We start from the raw sequence: 18,583 nt of genomic DNA, 5'->3' as shown, positions 1-18,583 counted from the left end.
GTCCCTAATAAAAAAGTACTGCTTTTTTGTTTATGCCCGGGCGCTGTGCGCGCCCGGGTCATTTCTTGCAGGTGCTATCAGGTAATGATGTGTTGCTGGTTTACAAGCTCGTCGTAGGTGGTCTGAACGTTGTCCAGCGTAACGAGCGCAGATTTAGTGTAGGCGGCTCCCGTGCCGTCACGGTCGATGGAGATCACAGTATTGTTACCGCTTTGTGAAACAGACACATAGTTCCCCAGCGTCGACGCACTACCGTTCCAGCCCACCAGCAGATCGCCAATGTCGATCTTGTCTCCCTGCGTGAGGGAGAAGTTCGTCCAGTGGTCGCCCGTGCTGTTACCTGCGGTAGCGTTACCCGCCGTATTGTTCAACACCTGATAAATCAGCGTGTCGCCGTAGGCCGTGCCGCTAATCACATCGTTATGCTCCGAACTGACAAATTTCGGCGCCATGTCAATGGTCAGCGACGCGGTATCCGTGGTGCCGCTGGCGTCGGTCAGGGTGTAGTTAAAGACCTCCTTGCTGGTAATGGTAGAGAGCGAGATCCCCGGGTTAAGGGTATAGGTGTAACTGCCGTCAGCGGCAATCGCCAGCGTCCCGTAGTGGCCCGTGATGTTTGACATCGTGCTGCCGGTGTACGGATCCAGCGTGGTGGTAACGCCGTCGTAGCCGGTAATGCTCACGCGGGTATCAACCGAGTGCAGCTGGTCCATCGCCCCTGCGGAGCCGGTGCCGTCGAAGATATTGCCGTCAACGGTGTGGGTGCCCGTCGCGTCGAATTGCGACAGGGAGTAGGTCGTGCCGTTTACGCTTGGGGTAATGGTGATGTTCCCCACGCTCAGCCCCGGTACGCTGCCGGTAAAGTTCAGCGTATAGGTCCCGGCGTTGAGATCCAGCCCGGTCAGCGGAACGTCGATGCTGCCGCCCAGCAGTGAGCCTCCGCTGAAGGAGCCGCTGCGAATCACATTCGTCCCGTCAGTGATTGACCAGTTCACCGTCAGCCCGCCCAGTGCCAGCAGCGAGGCCACGTCAAAGTGCAGCGAGGCGTTATGCAGCGCGGTGTTTGCATCCACCACGAAGGTCCCGCTTCCGCTGCCCTGCGTTGACCCCAACAGGGCGGTAGTCCAGCTGGCGGTGCCGACGGAGGTATCCGTATAGGTTGACGTATGGTGAACCGACGTGACGTCCATCGCGGTGCTGACATCGTTTACCGCATCCATTGGGCGCGCGGTTGGGGTGATGTTCAGCGATGCCGTGTCTTTCGAGCCGTCAGGCGCGGTGATGGTGTAGACGAAGGTATCCGGCGTGCTGATATGGTCCGCCCCGACCCCGCTGTTCAGGGTGTAGGTGTACTCTCCGGCCGCGTTGATCCGCAGCGTACCGTACTCGCCGGTGATCTCCGTCAGACCGCTGCTGTTCACCGCCACGCCGTTAACGTCGGAGACTACGGTACCCGCTGGCGCAATATCATCCGCCAGTACATCCCCGGTTGTGCTCTCGCTCACGCTTGCCACGCTGTAGACATGATCCTGCAAGACGTTCAGCGTGTAGGCCGTCAGCGCGGTGATCCCCGCCGCCGTATTGAGCAGGAACAGGTACTCGCCGGCGGGCAGATTCAGCGTCAGCTGCGAGGAGGTGCCGCCCAGCAGCGGCGCGCGCAGCCAGCCGGGTTCAACGCGCATCTGCTCGAAGGTCTGCGTCGCATTGTTGAACTTATAGATGTAGAGGTCGAACACCGAGGCCAGCGCCACGCCGCCCACGGACGCCTGAACGGTCATGGTGCGGGTGGTGCCTTCTTCCACGTTATAGATGATCGGGTTGGCCAGATCGTCCAGCAGGTTCAGCCCCAGCGTATTGCCAAGGTTGATCCCCACCAGGGTAAAGCCGCCCTGCGACGAGGTGCCGTTGTTAATCGCCTCCACGGTGGTATCGAAGGTCAGCGAGGCGGTATCGTCCACGGCCACGATACCGCTGCTGCTGGTGCCTTCGCCCAGCGACAGAACCAGATTTGCCGAGGCGCTGGTGCCGTTGTGGGTGATGGTGTAGGTAAAGTTCTCCGTGCGGCCAATGACGGCGGCGCTGGTGTTGGTCAGGTTATAGGTATAGCTGCCGTCCAGGTTGATGGTCAGCGTGCCGTACTGCCCCTGAATCACCGTGCCGTCAGCCGTGACGCTGGTGGTGGTGCCCTGGGCGTTGGTGACCGCGGTGACGGTGGTGCCCGCCGGGGCGTTGTCGCTGCCTGCGGTTGGATCCACGTCGGTGATGACGTTCCCGACAACGCTGGTCTCGCCGGACACGGTGCCTGCGCTGGTCTCTTTCACCGCCACATCGAGGCTGGTGTAAGAGCCGGTTGCCAGCAGGTTAGTGTTGTAGCTCAGGACGCGATACTGACCATCCGCCAGGCCGGTCAGGTTCAGCGACACCCCCGTCGCACCGAGGGTCAGCAGGTCAGCGAACTGCGGCTGTCCGGTGTCGACCACGGTGGTCCAGGTGTTGTTGGCGGCGTCAAAGCGCTGTACCACCAGCTCAAGGGTATTGAGCAGGGAGAGTACGGCCCCCGTGGCGTTGGCGTTCACGGCAATATCCGCACTGCCGCCGCTGCCGACGGTGAAACCTACCTGCGCGGTGTCGTTGCCGAGCAGCGTCAGCACATTACCTACGGCGCCCACCAGCAGGAAACCATAGTCGCTGTACTGCGAGTTGGTCACCGTTGCGGTGGTTGTCAGCGCCAGCTCTTCAACGTTGGTGCTGGCTGAGAGCGGCACCACCGGCGCAAGGGCTGAGCCGGGCAGCGAGACGTTGCCTGCCGCGTCGGTGGCGGTGATTTGCAGCGTCTGGCCTTCCGTCTGTTTATTGAGGAAGGTGTAGCTCCAGGAGCCGTTGCTGTCTGCCGTGGCGGTGACCGTTGAGCTATCCGCCAGACGGATGGTGACGGTACTGCCCGCTTCGGCGCTACCGGTCAGTACACTGCCGTCTGCGTTGAAGGTCCCGGTCGGGGCCGTTGGCGCAGTGAGATCGACAATGACGGTGGTCGAGGTGGAAATCGGGCTGGTGCCCGAGCCGTTGCTCGCCGTGGCGGTGAAGGCATGCGCCCCTTCGCTCAGCACCGGCGTGGTGAAGCTCCAGTTGCCGCTGGCGTTCGCGGTGACCGTGCCCATCAGCACCCCATTGTTATAGAGGGTGATAGTCGCGTTTGGCTGCGCCGTGCCGCTCAGGGTTGGCGTGGTGTCATCGGTGGTTTTCCCGTTGGTCAGGTTGCCCGTCACCGTGCCAACGTTATCGTCGATGTTAGCGATAACCGGCGCGTTCGGGATCGTGGTGATTGGGGCAATCACGGAGGTGGTGATACCTGCGTTACCGGCCTTATCGGTAGCAAAGACAATCAGTGACTCCCCGCCGGTCTGTGGAGGGATGAGGGTGGCGCTGAAGTTTCCGCTGCCGTCCGCGACGGCCGTTCCAAGCACGGTTCCGGTGCTGCTGGTAATGGTGACGGTACTTCCCGCTTCCGCCGTACCGGTAACCTGCGTCCCGTTGGTGATCACCGCCAGCCCGGTTGGGGCTGGTGGCGGCGTCAGGTCAACGTTGATCGTGATAATCGGCGATGGCGCGCTGGTATTGCCCGCGGCATCGGTGGCGGTGGCGGTGAAGTTATGCGCGCCTTCGGTCAGCGTGGTGCTGGTTTGCGGCAGCGTCCAGTTGCCGTTGGCATCGGCAGTGACGGTTCCCACCAGCGTCGTGCCGTCGTAAATACGTACGGTGGCATTGGCTTCCGCCGTACCGTTTAAGGTCGGACGGGTGTCGTTGGTTGGGTTGGTGCCGGTGACAGGGCCGGTGACGGTTCCCACATCATCCACAATCGAGGTGATTGCCGGTGCGACAGGGGCGGTGGCATCCACATTGATGGTGTAACCCCCGGTCTGTGCGCTGGCGTTGCCCACGGCGTCGGTGGCGGAGAAGGTCAGATTATGCGGCCCGTCAGCCAGCGGGGTGGACGGCGTAAAGCTCCACGCGCCGCCGGTGGCGACCGCGGTGCCAATCTGTACCCCATTGTCATAGATGGTTACCGTCGCGCCGGCTTCTGCCGTACCGGTGAGCGTTGGACGTGCATCGTTGGTTAACCCGCCGTTGGCGACAGGCGTCGCAGCATTACCGACGTCGTCGGTGATGCTGGTCAGCACCGGTAGCGCTGGCGGCGTGGTGTCAATGGTCAGGCTGAAGTCGGCGGACGGCGCGCCGGTGTTCCCCGCCTGATCCGTTGCTTCTGCGGTAAAGGTGTGTGACCCGGTGCCCAGCGGCACGGTGATATCAACGGTCCAGTTGCCGTTAGCATCGGCAGTACCGGTGCCCACCAGCGTAGTGCCTTCGTAGATATTCACGGTGGCCAGCGGCTCGCTGGTCCCCACCAGGCGCGGGAGAGGATCGTTCGTGGTCTGGCCGGAGCCAATCGCCCCGGTGATGGTGCCAACATCGTCAATCGCCTGGGTGATAACCGGCGCGGCAGGCGCAGTCGTATCCACAACCAGCGTAAAGCCTGGTGAGGCAGGACTGACGTTGCCCGCGGCATCGGTTGCCGTGGCGGTCCAGGTGTGGCTGCCGTTTGCCAGCGTGCCGGTGGTGAAGCTCCATACGCCGTTGGCATTAGCCACGGCGGTGCCCACCTGCTGACCATTCTCATAGATGGTGATGGTCGCGTTGGCTGCCGCGGTGCCGTTCAGCGTTGGCGTGGTGTCGTCTGTGCTTTGTCCCGAGGCGACCGGGCCCAGCACGGGACCGGCATTGTCGGTGGCAGGGGTAAAGACCGGTGCGTCGGGCACCGACGTATCCACCGTCAGGTTGAACGGTGGCGAGGTGACCCCGGTATTGCCTGCGGCATCGGTGGCGTTGAAGGTAATGGTATGCGGCCCTTCACCCAGCGCGGTGGTCGGCGTGAAGGTCCAGTTACCCTGGGCGTTGACGACCGCCGTGCCGATTTCCACATCATCGACAATAACGTGCACCGTTGCGCCCACTTCCCCCGTACCGTTGAAGGTTGGACGGGTGTCGTTGGTGGAACCGTTGCTGGCGATGATTCCCGTTCCCGGGCTGACATCGTCTATCACCGTGGTGACCACCGGGGCCGCAGGGCCAGTGGTATCCACCGTAAAGGCGAACACTGGCGAGTTGGCAGAGACGTTTCCGACATCATCGCTGGCGTTGACGCGCAGGTTATACGTCCCGTCAGTCAGAACCGGATCCGGCGTAAAGGACCAGTTACCGTTGCCGTCGACCGTAGTGGTACCAATCTCCACGCCGTTATTCAGAACGTGAATGGTGGTACCCGCCTGGCCGGTGCCGCTCAGGGTTGGCGTGGTGTCATTGGTGACCTGCCCGGCGGTAAGCGGGCCGGTTACGCCTCCCGGGACGTTGTCGCTGACCGTATCGATCGTCGGCACCTGTGGCGCCGTCAGATCGATATTGATGCTCCAGACGCCGGACGGCTGGCTGACGTTGCCCTGCGGATCCGTCGCTCTGACGGTAAAGTCATGCGTTCCTTCCCCGAGGGCGGTTTCAGGGGTAAATGTCCAGGCGCCGGTACCGTCTGCCGCCGCCGTACCAATCTGCGTGGCGCCATCAAAAATGGCGACGACGCTGTTCGGCTCGGCGGTACCGGTCAGGGTTGGCGTGGTGTCGTTGGTTGGATCGCCGCTTGGGACAGGCGTTGCCGCATTGCCTGCGTTATCCGTCACGCTGGTAATCACCGGCGTGGTGGAGACGGTGTCGACCACAATGGTGATCCCGGCCGACGGGGTGCTCTCATTGCCCGCCGGGTCGGTGGCGGTCACGGTCAGGGTGTGGCTGCCGTCGTCCAGCGCAGGCGGCGTGTAGCTCCAGGTGCCGGTCGGACCGACAACAACGGTGCCCAGCGGGTCGCCGTTATTGTACACGGTAATGGTGTCCCCGGCCGTGCCTGTCCCGGTCAGGGTAGGACGGTTGTCGTTGGTGCTCTGCCCGTCGGCGATTGGGCCGGTGATCGGACCTACGTCATCAGTCACCGCACCGATGGCTGGCGCTGTCGGGGCGGTAAGGTCGACGGTGACGGTCGCGATCGGCGACTGTCCGCTGGTCTCGCCGGTGGTGGTATTCGTGGCGGTCACGGCAAAGGTGTGTGGCCCTTCCGTCAGCGGCAACAGCGGCGTGTAGCTCCAGTTGCCGTTATCATCCGCAACAACGTTCGTCAGCGGAACCAGCGCCCCATCCTGATAAATGGCGATCACGCTGCCCGGATCGGCGGTGCCGGTAAGGGTAGGCGTGACGTCATTGGTGGTTTTATCTTTCACGTCGCCCGTGACGGGATCGACGTCATCGTTGATCGCCGTAATCACCGGTACCGCAGGCAGCTCGAGCGGAGAGTCCGGCACGTCAAAGGTGGTTGACGGGCTGGCATTGCCTGCGGGGTCCGTGGCGATCAGCGTCAGCGTCGCGGCATCCAACTGGGCCGGGGAGAGGGCAATGGAGAAGGTGCCTCCCGTCGCGACCCCGGTCCCGATGACATTGCCGTTGGCGTCACGAACCGTCACCGTGGTTCCGTCATCCGCCGTACCGGTCAGCGGGGTGCCCTCCGCGGCAATGGTGATATTAGTTGGCGTTGCAGGCGGCAGGGTATCCACCGTCACGCTGAGATCGCCGGAGCTGGCGGAGGTATTCCCCGCCGCGTCACTCGCGGCCACTGAGAAGGTATGCGGCCCCTCGGTCAGCGCAGGGTCGGCGGTCCAGGACCATGTCCCGTTCGGCTGAACCTCCACGACCACCGGCGAGGCGACACCATCAACGGAGACGGTGACGCTCGAACCCGGCTCGCCAATCCCGGTGAGGGTTGGCGTACCGTCGCGGGTGTAAAGCACGCTGTTGGTCAGTTGGCTGTCAGAGACGGCGTCAATTTGCGGCACGGTTGGCACCTGCGTATCAACCTCCACCGTAAAGACCGGGCTTACCGGGCTAACGTTACCGGCATCGTCCACCGCGGCGACGGTGATATTCAGCGGGCCGTCGGTCTGCGTCGGCAGGGTATAGGACCATCCGCCATTGACGACTTCAACGCGATCCACTTCCACGCCGTTGTTGTAGATGATCACCGTCTCGCCGGTGGTGCCGGTTCCGCTCAGGGTCGGTGTGGTGTCGTTAGTGGACCCGCCGTTCTGCGCGCCGGCGATGTCGCTAATAACAGGGGTGTCCGGGGCGAGGGTATCGACCGTTATCGTGATACCGGCTGATGGCACAGATTCATTCCCGGCTTCATCGGTGGCGGTCGCCGTGTATTCATGCGTCCCTTCGCCAATGTTGCTCTCAGGACGCCAGCTCCAGTTACCGTTACCGTCCACCGTAACGCTGCCCACGGCCTGCGGCTCGCCTGTACCCACCTGGTCATAGATGGTAATGACGTCATTCGGCGTACCGGTGCCGCTCAGGACCGGACGCGGATCGTTGGTGGATTCGCCATCCAGCACGGGACCGGTGATCTGGCTTACGCTGTCTGTCACCGTTGGGGTTCCCGGCTGGGCAGGCGCGTCGGTATCAATGGTAATGGTCACCGGCGTGGACGGGGCGCTTTCGTTCCCGGCGCTGTCCTGGTTGGTCACCGTCAGGGAGAGATCGTAGGTGCCGTCAGGCAGCGGAGTGGTGGGTGTCCAGCTCCAGTTACCGTCGCCATCGATCTCGGCTTCACCAATTTTGGTGTCGCCATCGTAAATGTTGACGGTATCGCCCGGCGTGCCCGAGCCGCTCAGGGTTGGCGTGGTATCCCGGGTGGTCTCCCCAGGATTCAGGGCCGTCCCCGGCGTGCCGCCGTCCGGGTTGACGGTGATCTCAGGAATATCCGGCGTTGCAGGCGCTGTCGTGTCGATCGCCAGTTCAAACGGCGGCGAAATGGTGGTGTTACCCGCCTCATCCGTTGCGTGGACCGTCAGCGAGTGCGGGCCGTCCGTCAGCGGCGTGGTTGGCGTGAAGCTCCAGCCGCCGCTGCCGTCGAGCACCGCCGTGCCGAGCAGGGTGGTTCCGTCATAGATCGTGATGGTGGTGCCGTCCGGTGCGGTTCCCTGCAACTGCGGCAGCGTGTCGTCGGTGGTGTCCCCGCTGTTAAGCGGAAGCTGCACGGGCCCCACGTTATCGGAAACGATGTCAATGGTGGCCGCCGGTGGCGGAGTCGTATCGACGGTAAAGGTAAAGCCAGCTGATGGTGCGCTGGCGTTGCCCGCCGCATCGCTCGCGACGACGGTGAACGTATGCTGCCCGTTCACTAATGGGGTGGTGGGCGTGAAGGTCCATGCGCCACCGCTGTTGACAACGGCAGTACCAATATCCTGTCCGTCCAGACGGATCGTCACGGTTGAGCCCGGCTCGCCGGTACCGTTCAGCGTCGGGAGCGTGTCGTTGGTGGTTTCATTGGTGTCGAGCGCACCCGTGCGGCCCGGTACGTCATCAATGACCTGCGTAATGGCCGGCGCGCCTGGGGCGGCGGTATCCACCGTGATGCTCCAGGTGTTCGATGTCCCGCTGAGGTTATTGTTGGCGTCAACCGCCGTCGCCGTCAGTACGTGCCCGCCGTCCGGTAGCGCGGTTTCCAGCGTGATGGACCACTGACCGTTCGCCGACACGACTGCGGTGCCAATTTCGGTAGTACCGCTGTAAAGGGTGATGGTGGTGCCAGGCTCGCCCGTTCCGTTGATGGTTGGCGTGCTGTCGTTGGTGAGACCGTTCTGGCTGACAGGACCGGTGACGCCGGGGGCATCATCCACCACGCCCGTGATGACCGGGATTTGTGCCGCGGTGATGTCCGGCGCGTCAAACGGCGCGGTCGGACCGGTGTTTCCGGCGGTATCAGTGGCATCGGCGGTCAGGGCTTCGCCGTTGGCTTTCGGCGGGATCAGATCTACGCTGAAATTCCCCTGATCGTCGGCGACCGCTTCCCCGACCTTCACGCCATTTTCACGAATGGTGACGGTACTGCCCGGCTCGGCTGTACCGGTTACGGTGGTGCCGTCGGCAGAGATCACCACGTTTTCCGGCGCCAGCGGTGGGGTGCTGTCTGGCGCGTCGGCAAAGCCAGACGGGCTGGTGTTGCCGCTGCCGTCGGTGGCCGTCACTTCAAGGGCTTCGCCGTTGGTCTGGGCTGGCGAAATCGGGATGGTAAAGGTGCCGTCCGGGCCGGCGGTGGCCTGGCCGATGATCGTACCGTCCGGCGCTTTAATGATAATCGTGCTGTTTGGCTCGGCGGTTCCGCTGACGCTGGCCCCGTCTTCCGCCACCACCAGGTTGCCCGGTGCGGCAGGCGGGGTGATATCCGCTGCGTTAACCAGCGCCGGTAAGCTCTGGTTGCCTGCGGCATCGGAGGCGACCACGGAGATAATCTCGCCGTTGGTCTGCGCAGGGCTCAGGTCGACGACATAGTTGCCGTTGCTGTCGGCAGTGGCGGTCCCGATTTGCAGCCCGGCATTGTTGGTGATGACGATTTTACTGCCCGGCTCGGCGGTACCGGTGATCTGGGTGCCTGCGGAGTTGAGCGTCGCAACCGGCATGTCTGGCGGCGTAAGATCGACGGTAAAGTTGATCGGCTGAGACAGACCGCTCTGGTTGCCTGCCGCATCAGTTTCCCGCAGGGTAATCGAGTGTGCGCCTTCTGCCAGTGGACTCGTCGGCGTGATGCTCCAGGTACCGTTCGGCAGAACGGTGGTGGTGCCGATAACAACGCCGTTATCGTAAACCGTGATCGTGCTGCCCGGTTCGCCTCTGCCCGTCAGGCGCGGCTCTGAGGCATCGGTAAACTGCCCGGCACCGATCGCCCCTTTCAGTACGCCCGTGTCGTCGTTAATGATAAATCCGGAAGGCGTTTGCGGCGCGGTGACATCTACCGTGACGGTAAAGACCGGCGAGGCCGGGCCAGTGTTACCGGCGACGTCGGTGGCGCGCACGGTAAGCTGGTGGCTGCCTTCGCTCAGATTCACCGACGGCGTAAAGCTCCAGCTTCCGTTACTGCCCACAACCGCTGTGCCAATGGCAATGCCGTTATCATAGATGGTGACCGTCGAGCCCGCTTCCGCCGTGCCAGTGAGCTGTGGCCGCGGGTCGTTGGTGCTGCTTCCACTCCCGAGCGTGCCGGTGCCAGGCGCAACATCATCGGTGATGCTGACGATCGCTGGCGCGCCAGGCGCGACGGTATCGACCACGAAGGTTACCGCCGTGGACGCCGGGCTGGTATTGCCTGCGGCATCGGTCGCGGTGGTGGTAATGGCGTGGTTGCCTTCAGACAGGTTGGTCGACGGGGTAAAGCTCCATTTCCCGGTGGCATCGGCTGTGGCGGTGCCAATCGGTTTCCCGTTGTCATAGAAGGTAATGACGGTGCCGGCTTCACTGATGCCGCTGAACGTCGGACGCGCATCGTCCGTGCGTTGTCCGTTGCTCAGCGGGCCTGTTTCGGCGCCCACGTTATCATTGACGGTGACAATCTCGGGTGCATCCGGCGCGGTTAAATCCGGTGCCGTGACCTGAACGCCCGGGCTGGTATTGCCGGACGGATCGGTGGCGGTAGCGGTGATCTGTTCTCCGTTGGTAAGCGGCGTACCGAGATCAATCGTAAATTTCCCGTCGCTGCCCGCTTTGCCCGTTCCGATGGTGTTGCCATCGGCATCTTTCAGGGTAACGGTGCTGCCCGGCTCAGCGGTACCGGTGACGGTTTTGCCGTCAGGAGAGACCTCCAGATTGGCCGGGGCATCCGGCGCGGTGAGATCCGGTGCCGTAACCTGACCGCCCTGGCTGGTATTGCCGGACGGATCGGTGGCGGTGGCGGTGATCTGTTCCCCGTTGGTGAGTGGCGTACCGAGATCAATCGTAAATTTCCCGTCGCTACCCGCCTTGCCCGTTCCGATGGTGTTGCCATCGGCATCTTTCAGGGTAATCGTGCTGCCCGGCTCAGCGGTACCGGTGACGGTTTTGCCGTCAGGTGAGACCTGTAGATTGGTGGGGGCATCCGGAGGCGTGGTATCTGGCTCGGAAGGATTTCCCGGATTGCCGGGATTCGGGCTGTTGTTATCGTCATCCCCGCCACCTCCACCGCCGGTTCCTGCCGCAATGGCAATCCCACCTGCGACGGCCAGGCCACCCAGCACCCAGGGCCACGCTGCGGCGCCGCCGGTATCACTCCCTGACGCCGCCAGTAGGGCGTCCGTGGAGGCGATGGATTCATAGGTGGCGGCACCGGTTGGATCTTCAATCCACCACAGCGCACCGTCGCTCTCCTCAAGCACCAGCTGGCTCACGCCCTGCGCGTCGGTGATGTAGAAATTCTTAAGGGTAATCACTTCGCCCGAGTGGAGGGTAATCACCAGATCGTTTCCGCTGCGGGAGTAACCTGAGATATCGGCGCGATCCACGTTAAGTTTAACAATAGACGAATGGCCGAGTGTTACCTGTGTTCCCTCCGTGGTCGTTTCCACGCCAGTTAGTTTCGATATAACAGATATTTGGCTCATACAGTTATTACTCCAGCAGAGTTATTGTTTACGGCGTGTCAGACGTGGCCATATTTTCTGAAGGGATGAGGGCGCTCCCGGCGAAAATACTGTGAATAAAACAGTATTTACCGTTGCTTTCTTTAGAGCGACCGAGACCCGCCAGCAATCAACGTGGCAACATCAGGGCGAAGCTAATTATTTACATGAGTAACTGTTATTTATTTATATTTTCGTAATTTATAAACCTTATTATTTGTGCAGGTATTATTTATTTTGCTGTAAAAATGATATAGCTATAAATATCTGAATGTGCAAATTAAGTGTCTGTAAACCCTGCACTGTGATTGCAGAGGAAATTAATTGATAGCGCGAATATATTTTGTTGGCTATGCGGGCCGCGCCACAGAGGCGTTGGCGTACAGGCGGTCGGGATTGGGTAGTGGAAGAAATGAGAGGGGGATAATACTGAATACACGGGTTTTATTTATAATTTCAGAGAGTATTAATGGCTGCTTAATTATTATTTAAGTTAGCGTAAATCATCTGCTGTATGATATATTTCAAAGAATCGCATTAATAAAATATATTTTCGGTTCGGGTTTGTATTCTGCTACGCATAAAAATAAACTGTCGACTTCACATATTTCATAAATAAAAAGGCCGCAAATGTGGCCTTTCTGAGGGGGGAGGTTTAGCCGAAAGAGATAATCCCCATTTCAATCAGTGCGGCGAGCGTCAGAAGAATAAAGAGGATAACGACTATGGGTCTGTACATTTGATTTTCCATCCATGTTTATCATGCAATCCGTTTTATGTGCATCATTATTGATGATGGTGCAGGCGATCCCTGCCCCCCTATTTTGCGCCACTTAGCCGTAAAAATCAGTTGGCTGCTGGCACTTTTTCTACTTTTTCTCCGGCCCGACGGGCCGTGGCTGGCAGGATGTCGGCATCCGCCACGTAGCCATCAGGATCGAGACAGCGATTGTGTTCTCTCGCCTGGTGCAGGATCGCTTCGTCCCAGTACAGGCGCTTACGCTGATCGCCCCGGGTCGTCAGAATAAACTCCACATTGCCATCAACCGCGCGGTAGCGGCGCCAGCTGTTTGCCGGAATGGAGATCACCGAACGTTCCGGGGCGATAATGCTGACTTCCTTACCCGCCTCGTTCCAGGTCACCTCCAGCTGGCCTTTAAAGACCATGATCACCTGAATATCCGGGCAGAGATGGCGACCGACAATGTGGTCGTCAGCAAGCCGCAGCCATTCGACGGAAAAACCGTGCGGGCTCAGGATAGCGGGAGCGGAATCCCGATCCTGTGAAATGCCGAAACCGATAACCGGCGCAATTTCGCCGCCGTGTCCCGGCAGCACCGAGTCCAGCAGTCCCTGCGCTGACCAGCAGCGATCATCGCCGGTTACCGCACGCTGGCGCATCTCCTCAACGCTGTAGTCACGCAGACCGGCAATATATTCCTCTGACAGCGGCGTCAGCAGCGTGGCGGGATCGGGCGTTGGCTCACCTGCCTCCTGCGCAATCAGCATATTATCCTTGCTGAGATACATACCGTACTCGCTGGCGGCCGCCAGCACTGACGGGTGCCAGATGATGCCGCCCGTGTTGTCCCCGCCGAGCACGGTAAATACCATGCCGCAGGTATCTTCTTTACTGACGTTGGTGAAACCGCGGAAGATCCAGGTCGGTATTGAGAGGATGGTGGGCGCGCTAAATTCAGCTTCATGCTCGCCGTTGGCGCCCCAGCGAAAACGCCATGTCCCTTCATGGATCAGGAACACTTCTGCGGTGAAATGCAGATGCAGGTTATTGGTTACCCCTTTCGGCATAGCCGCCGCGCCAATGTTAAAGCCGTGCGGCTCGGGGATATTAACAATCTGCTCGCTGGACTGAGTTACACCCGGGCCGATGAAGGAATAGTTTTGTTTGAGATGCGAACCGGGCAGCTTGCAATCAATAAAAGCAAGATTGCAGGAAACCATATCGTCGGGGGCGATTAACCGTGTTCGTGCCTGGCTCTGGCTAAGATGGATAGTTTTCATCATTTCTCCTTTTAATAACCGGATGCACCGGTGGTAGGGATGGCGTTGCCGCGGGCGAGAGCAATTGCTTCACGTGAGGCGCGACCCAGCTGCATAACGTCGTTTGCTGGGGTAACAAACTGGAAACCCTGCGCAATACGCGCTGCGGCGGCCGCGCCGGAAGTGCAGAAAATACCGGCAATCTTCTGCTGCTGGCGGCAGCAGTGAATCACCCGCTCAATAGCAGCAAGCATTTCGGGATGTTGGGATTCGGCGCTGGCGCTGCCGGTCAGCGTCAGCGAGAGATCGTTGGGGCCAATAAACACACCGTCCAGTCCTTCGGTATCAAGGATGGCGTCAAGATCCGCCAGCCCTTCGCGGGTTTCGATCATTGCCAGCGTCAGGATCTCGTCGTTAGCGTGCTGTGGATAATCACTGCCGCCGTAGAGTAGACCTCTGGCCGGACCAAAGGAGCGAACACCCAGCGGTGGATAGCGACAGGCAGCGACAAAACGGCGAGCCTGTTCCGCGCTGGAGATCATTGGACAGATTACGCCATACGCGCCGGCGTCTAATACGCGCATGATTTGCGCCGGATCGTTATCTGCCACCCTCACCAGCGGCACGGCAGGCGTGCTCGATAGCGCCTGTAGCATCGACAACGCGCTGGCAAAATCAATCATGCCGTGCTGCAAATCGACGGTGACGGCGTCGTAACCCTGATGGCCCATAATTTCCGCGCTATACCCGGACGGGATCGCCAGCCAGCCGTTAACGATCGGGGTATTTTCCAGAAATGCGGTCTTTAAACTGTTTTTGCGCACTGTATGCACTCCGTTATCCACTGACGCAGCAGCGGCGCGATCTCATCCGGGGTTTCCAGCGGAATAAAATGCCCGCCAGCCTCCACCGTATGCCCGGTCACGTTCGCGTTGCCTGCTGCCAGTAGCTGATGATGATGGGGCGTGCAGATAACGTCCTGCGCGCCGTTTAGAAGTAATGTGGGGCAGGAGAGGGCGTTAAACGCAGCCCGGTTGTCCTGCCGGTGAATGGCCATTTCCGTTTGCTCCGCAAAGGTCTCAATGCCGCACTCTTGCGCCATTCGGCAAATAGTCTCTTGCAGGATCCGATCGGACAGACGTGACGGGGCGACATAGCTCTGCCACAGCGACGAGACCAGCCAGTCGGCCAGGCCCCGCGCCTGTGCGGTGTGTACCGCTTCCCGGCGTGAAGCAAGGGTGTCTGGCGCAACGGGCAACGGATTAACGGAAATCAGCGTCAGCCCGTTCACTCTTTCTGGCGCGTCGGCGGCCATTTGCAGCGCGACAATCGCGCCGAGCGAAAAGCCTGCCAGCAGAAAGTGCGGCGGCAGAACCTTTAATAACCGCCGTGACGCCTGCGGCGCGGACTCTGCGCCCGTCAGCGTGATGCACAGCACCGCTGAGACGTTCAGCCGTTCAATGACGGGCTGCCAGAGCCGGGCGTTACAGAGCGTGCCGCCAAGCAGCACCAGCGGCAGATCGGTATTGTCTAGTAGCGGATATTCCATTGCATCCCTCACGTAGCCGTCCAGCCGCCGTCAACCATCAGGGCGCTGTCGGTGATCAGCCCGGCGGCCTCAGAGGCGAGGAACACCACCGGCCCCATAATGTCCTCCAGCCTGCCTGGCCGGCGCAGTTTGATGTTGTCCAGCACATAGCGGCGAAATGCCGGGTCGGCGAGCGACGAACGCGTCAGGTCGGTTTCAATGAAGGTCGGGCACAGCGTATTGACACGGATCCCCGCATCGCCCAGCTCCAGCGCCATCGTTCGGGTTAACCCTTCAAGCGCGAATTTGGAGGCACAGTACACGCTACGCTCGGGGCCACCAACGTGTCCCATTTGCGATGAGATGTGAATAATCGATCCCCCCTTACCGTCCGCCCGCATTCTGCGCGCCACATGCTGGCTGATAAAAAAGGTGGCGCGCAGGTTAAGCGCCATCACCGCATCGAAATTTTCCTCGTTCACCTCAAGAAACGGCTGGTGGCGGGCCAGCCCGGCACTGTTCACCAGAATGTCGGGCGTGGGCAACGTCGCCAGCACACGCGCCACCTCCTGAGTGTCGGTAATATCCAGTTCCAGCGGGTGAAATGCGAGACTGTGTTCCGCTGCCAGACCTGTGGCATGCGCCAGCGCCTCGCGGCCCCGGGCGGCGATCCATACCTCTGCTCCCGCCTGTGCGAGGGCGACGGCGGCGGCGAAGCCAATCCCTCTTGACCCGCCGGTCACCAGCGCGCGTTTGCCGTGCAGGGTGAAAGAGGGCGTTTGCAAAAGCGTCATGGCTTACACCTTTTCCCTGACCGGGGCCGGTGTGGCGTAGGGAACTTCCGTCTGGCCATAACGGCGCACGCGAATATTGGCCTGTTCGGCATGTCCGGCGAACCCTTCCAGCAGCGACAGACGGGAACAATAGCTGCCGATTTCGGCGGTGGCTTCGTCGCTGAGGACTTTCTGGAAGGTGCAGGTTTTCATGAACTTGCCCACCCACAGGCCGCCGGTATAACGTGCGGCTTTCTGCGTGGGCAGGGTGTGGTTGGTGCCGATCACCTTATCGCCGTAGGCCACGTTAGTACGCGGTCCAAGGAACAGCGCGCCGTAATTGGTCAGGTTAGCCAGGAACCAGTCGTCCCGGTCGGTCATCACCTGAACATGTTCGGAAGCGATACGATCTGCCTCCAGCAGCATCTCTTCGTGGCTGTCGCAGACGATGATTTCCCCGTAGTCCTGCCACGACTGGCGGGCAATGTCGGCGGTAGGGAGCTTTTCCAGCAGCCGTTCCACTTCGCTGAGCGTCTCTTTGGCAAGTTGAAGCGAGTTCGTCAGCAGGATGGCAGGGGTGGTGACGCCGTGTTCGGCCTGGCCCAGCAGATCCGTGGCGCACATTTCCGCGTCAACAGTGTCATCGGCAATCACCAGCGTTTCCGTCGGACCGGCAAACAGATCGATACCTACCCGGCCGAACAGCTGGCGTTTGGCCTCCGCGACGAAGGCGTTACCGGGCCCGACCAGCATGTCGACCGGTGCCAGCGAGTCCGTGCCCAGCGCCATGGCGCCTATCGCCTGAATGCCGCCAAGGGCATAGATTTCCGTTGCGCCAGCCATTTTTTGCGCCGCGACAATCGCCGGGGCGGGCTGACCGTTAAACGGTGGGGCACAGCTGATGATTCTTGAACACCCCGCCACGCTGGCAGTGATGATCGACATGTGCGCGGAGGCGAGCAGGGGATATTTTCCGCCAGGCACGTAACATCCTACGGCGTTAATCGGAATATTTTTATGTCCGAGGATCACCCCGGGACGCGTTTCAATTTCCAGGTCCCGCAGACATTCTTTCTGCGCGCGGGCAAAATTCGCCACCTGCTGTTGGGCAAATTCAATATCCTGAATATCCTGGCGGCTTAACTGTTTTATGCAGCGGTCAATCTCCGCGGACGTCAGACGATAATCCTGACGGTCATAACGATCGAATTTAATGGATAATTCGCGAATGGCTTTATTTCCGCGTTTTTCAATATCCGCAAGTATTTGTTCAACCGTTTCTCTTATTTGCTGGTTGGCTTGCTGGCGCTCTTCGGTAGATTTACCGGTTTTTAATTTCCAGGACACTCGCTTCTCCTTACCTTTTTCAGATGTCAGTTGTCCTCCCGGCGAGCCGGGAAAGGGTGTTTACTTCAGAAAGGGTTATTGATCCGGCGCGGCAGCGTACGCACCGTTTTTTAATAATTGGGCTGAGGTTTGCGTTTTACGGGCATATACCCATCGAGCGGACAGCGGCGTGGCAATAGCGGCCACAACGGAAAGGGCGGCAATCAATATATAACCGGACGACAGGTTAATATGTTGCATCATTACGCCCATCATTACCGGCCCGACAAACATGCCGCAGGAATAAATGGTCTGGAATAGTCCCATTCGCGTGGATTGTTCATCAGACGAGGTATTCACTACGCTGAGCGACATGAATGCGGCAAAGGCCATACCGAACGAGAACCCCGCCAGCGCCTGCCACAGGTAAATCACATAGATATTGCTGGTAAAGGGAATGCCGAAAGTGGAGATCACCTGTAAAACGATGCCGAGCACGGCGGTTTTTACCAGCCCAAGGCGCTGATAAAACACCGAGCTGCACAGGGCGATGGCCAGCCCGTAAAAAAGAAGGTGAATGTTACCCAGCAGCGCGAGGATCCCTGCCCGGGCGCCAAGCTGCTCGGCATAGACCGGCGTCAGCGTGTCGCGGGTGGCGAAGGGCACCAGAATGACGACGGTCGCCAGGATGCCAATCAGCCAGACGGAACGGTCGGCCAGCTGCTGGCGCGCGCCGGTAATGCAGGCTTTAAGCGTGGGGGCCTGAACCGGGTCGTGCACGTCCTGAATGCGGGTCGTCAGGAATAACGCCACCAGGGCGGAGATGCAGGAGACAAAAAAGGCGATGTTATTGGCGAAATAGTGAATCAGCACCGCGCCAATACAGTTACCGAGAAACACGCCGATGGGCCCTGCCAGCGCCAGCAGCGCGACGGCGGCAGGCGCTTCGTTGCGACCGAAGTAACGCATGAACAGGATGTTGTACAGCACCCAGGTCGCCGCCGTGACACCGTCTGCCGCTTTCGCCAGATACAGCGTAATGGCGTTGGGTTCAAGCCAGGCAATCGGCCAGGCGATAATTGGCAGCAGCAGGCCAATCTGGATGAAGATCCTGCGGCTTTTAACCACGTCGGAAATAATGCCTAACGGGAAGCGTATCAGAAGGGTTGCCAGACCGGACGCGCCCATGATGATGCCCATGATCTGTGGCTCAATGCCCTGGTTGATCATCATGGGGGCCAGGAATGCATCAATGCTATGAATGCAGATAAAGAACAGGATGCTGATGATGAAAAAGAGCCGGGCTTCCCGACGGCGTAACAGTGCTTGAAACATGGTTTTGAACCTCTTAAGAATTAATGGGTTATAACCAGTCAGGGACGACGTTTACCGGTTCAATCCTTTGGGCGACTCCTGTTCTCTCCGGTACCATTGAC

General features: G+C 60.2%; 7 protein-coding genes. All 7 read right to left on the bottom strand.

All coding sequences use genetic code 11. The features are described 5' to 3' along the window. Nucleotides 1–77: 77 nt before the first annotated feature. The 7 genes from RS584_RS17915 to RS584_RS17885 all read right to left on the bottom strand — a co-directional run bounded on the left by RS584_RS17915 (nucleotide 78) and on the right by RS584_RS17885 (nucleotide 18,482). Nucleotides 78–11,501 carry a BapA/Bap/LapF family large adhesin gene (locus RS584_RS17915; protein WP_315748401.1) on the bottom strand — a complete coding sequence of 3,808 codons (11,424 nt, stop codon included), beginning with the start codon at nucleotides 11,499–11,501 and terminating at the stop codon, nucleotides 78–80. A gap of 864 nt (nucleotides 11,502–12,365) precedes the next feature. After that, on the bottom strand, nucleotides 12,366–13,541 hold the full coding sequence (locus RS584_RS17910) for a hypothetical protein (protein ID WP_047729520.1): 1,176 nt from the start codon (nucleotides 13,539–13,541) through the stop codon (nucleotides 12,366–12,368). A gap of 11 nt (nucleotides 13,542–13,552) precedes the next feature. Next, nucleotides 13,553–14,344 (bottom strand): HpcH/HpaI aldolase family protein, encoded by a 792-nt coding sequence (locus RS584_RS17905; protein WP_023295301.1) that lies wholly within the window; start codon nucleotides 14,342–14,344, stop codon nucleotides 13,553–13,555. After that, nucleotides 14,326–15,069: an alpha/beta hydrolase gene (locus RS584_RS17900; RefSeq protein ID WP_315748400.1), complete on the bottom strand. Its 744-nt coding sequence runs from the start codon at nucleotides 15,067–15,069 to the stop codon at nucleotides 14,326–14,328. Before RS584_RS17900 ends, RS584_RS17905 begins: the two co-directional genes overlap by 19 nt. Before the next feature lie 8 nt (nucleotides 15,070–15,077). Further along, nucleotides 15,078–15,842, bottom strand: a complete 765-nt coding sequence (locus tag RS584_RS17895) for an SDR family NAD(P)-dependent oxidoreductase (protein WP_315748399.1) — start codon at nucleotides 15,840–15,842, stop codon at nucleotides 15,078–15,080. Between the two features lie 3 nt (nucleotides 15,843–15,845). After that, nucleotides 15,846–17,168, bottom strand: coding sequence for a histidinol dehydrogenase (hisD, locus tag RS584_RS17890; RefSeq protein WP_017692807.1), 1,323 nt, complete (start codon nucleotides 17,166–17,168; stop codon nucleotides 15,846–15,848). Between the two features lie 75 nt (nucleotides 17,169–17,243). Beyond that, the gene (locus tag RS584_RS17885; RefSeq protein ID WP_023295299.1) at nucleotides 17,244–18,482 is read right to left on the bottom strand and encodes an MFS transporter; all 1,239 of its coding nucleotides are present in this window, start codon (nucleotides 18,480–18,482) and stop codon (nucleotides 17,244–17,246) included. Between the last annotated feature and the right edge of the window lie 101 nt (nucleotides 18,483–18,583).

Source organism: Enterobacter sp. DTU_2021_1002640_1_SI_PRY_ASU_LCPMC_013 (genome assembly GCF_032389435.1).
Lineage (GTDB): Bacteria > Pseudomonadota > Gammaproteobacteria > Enterobacterales > Enterobacteriaceae > Enterobacter > Enterobacter hormaechei_C.
Note: the sequence above shows the minus strand (reverse complement) of the source record. Positions and strands in the feature narration are given on the sequence as shown.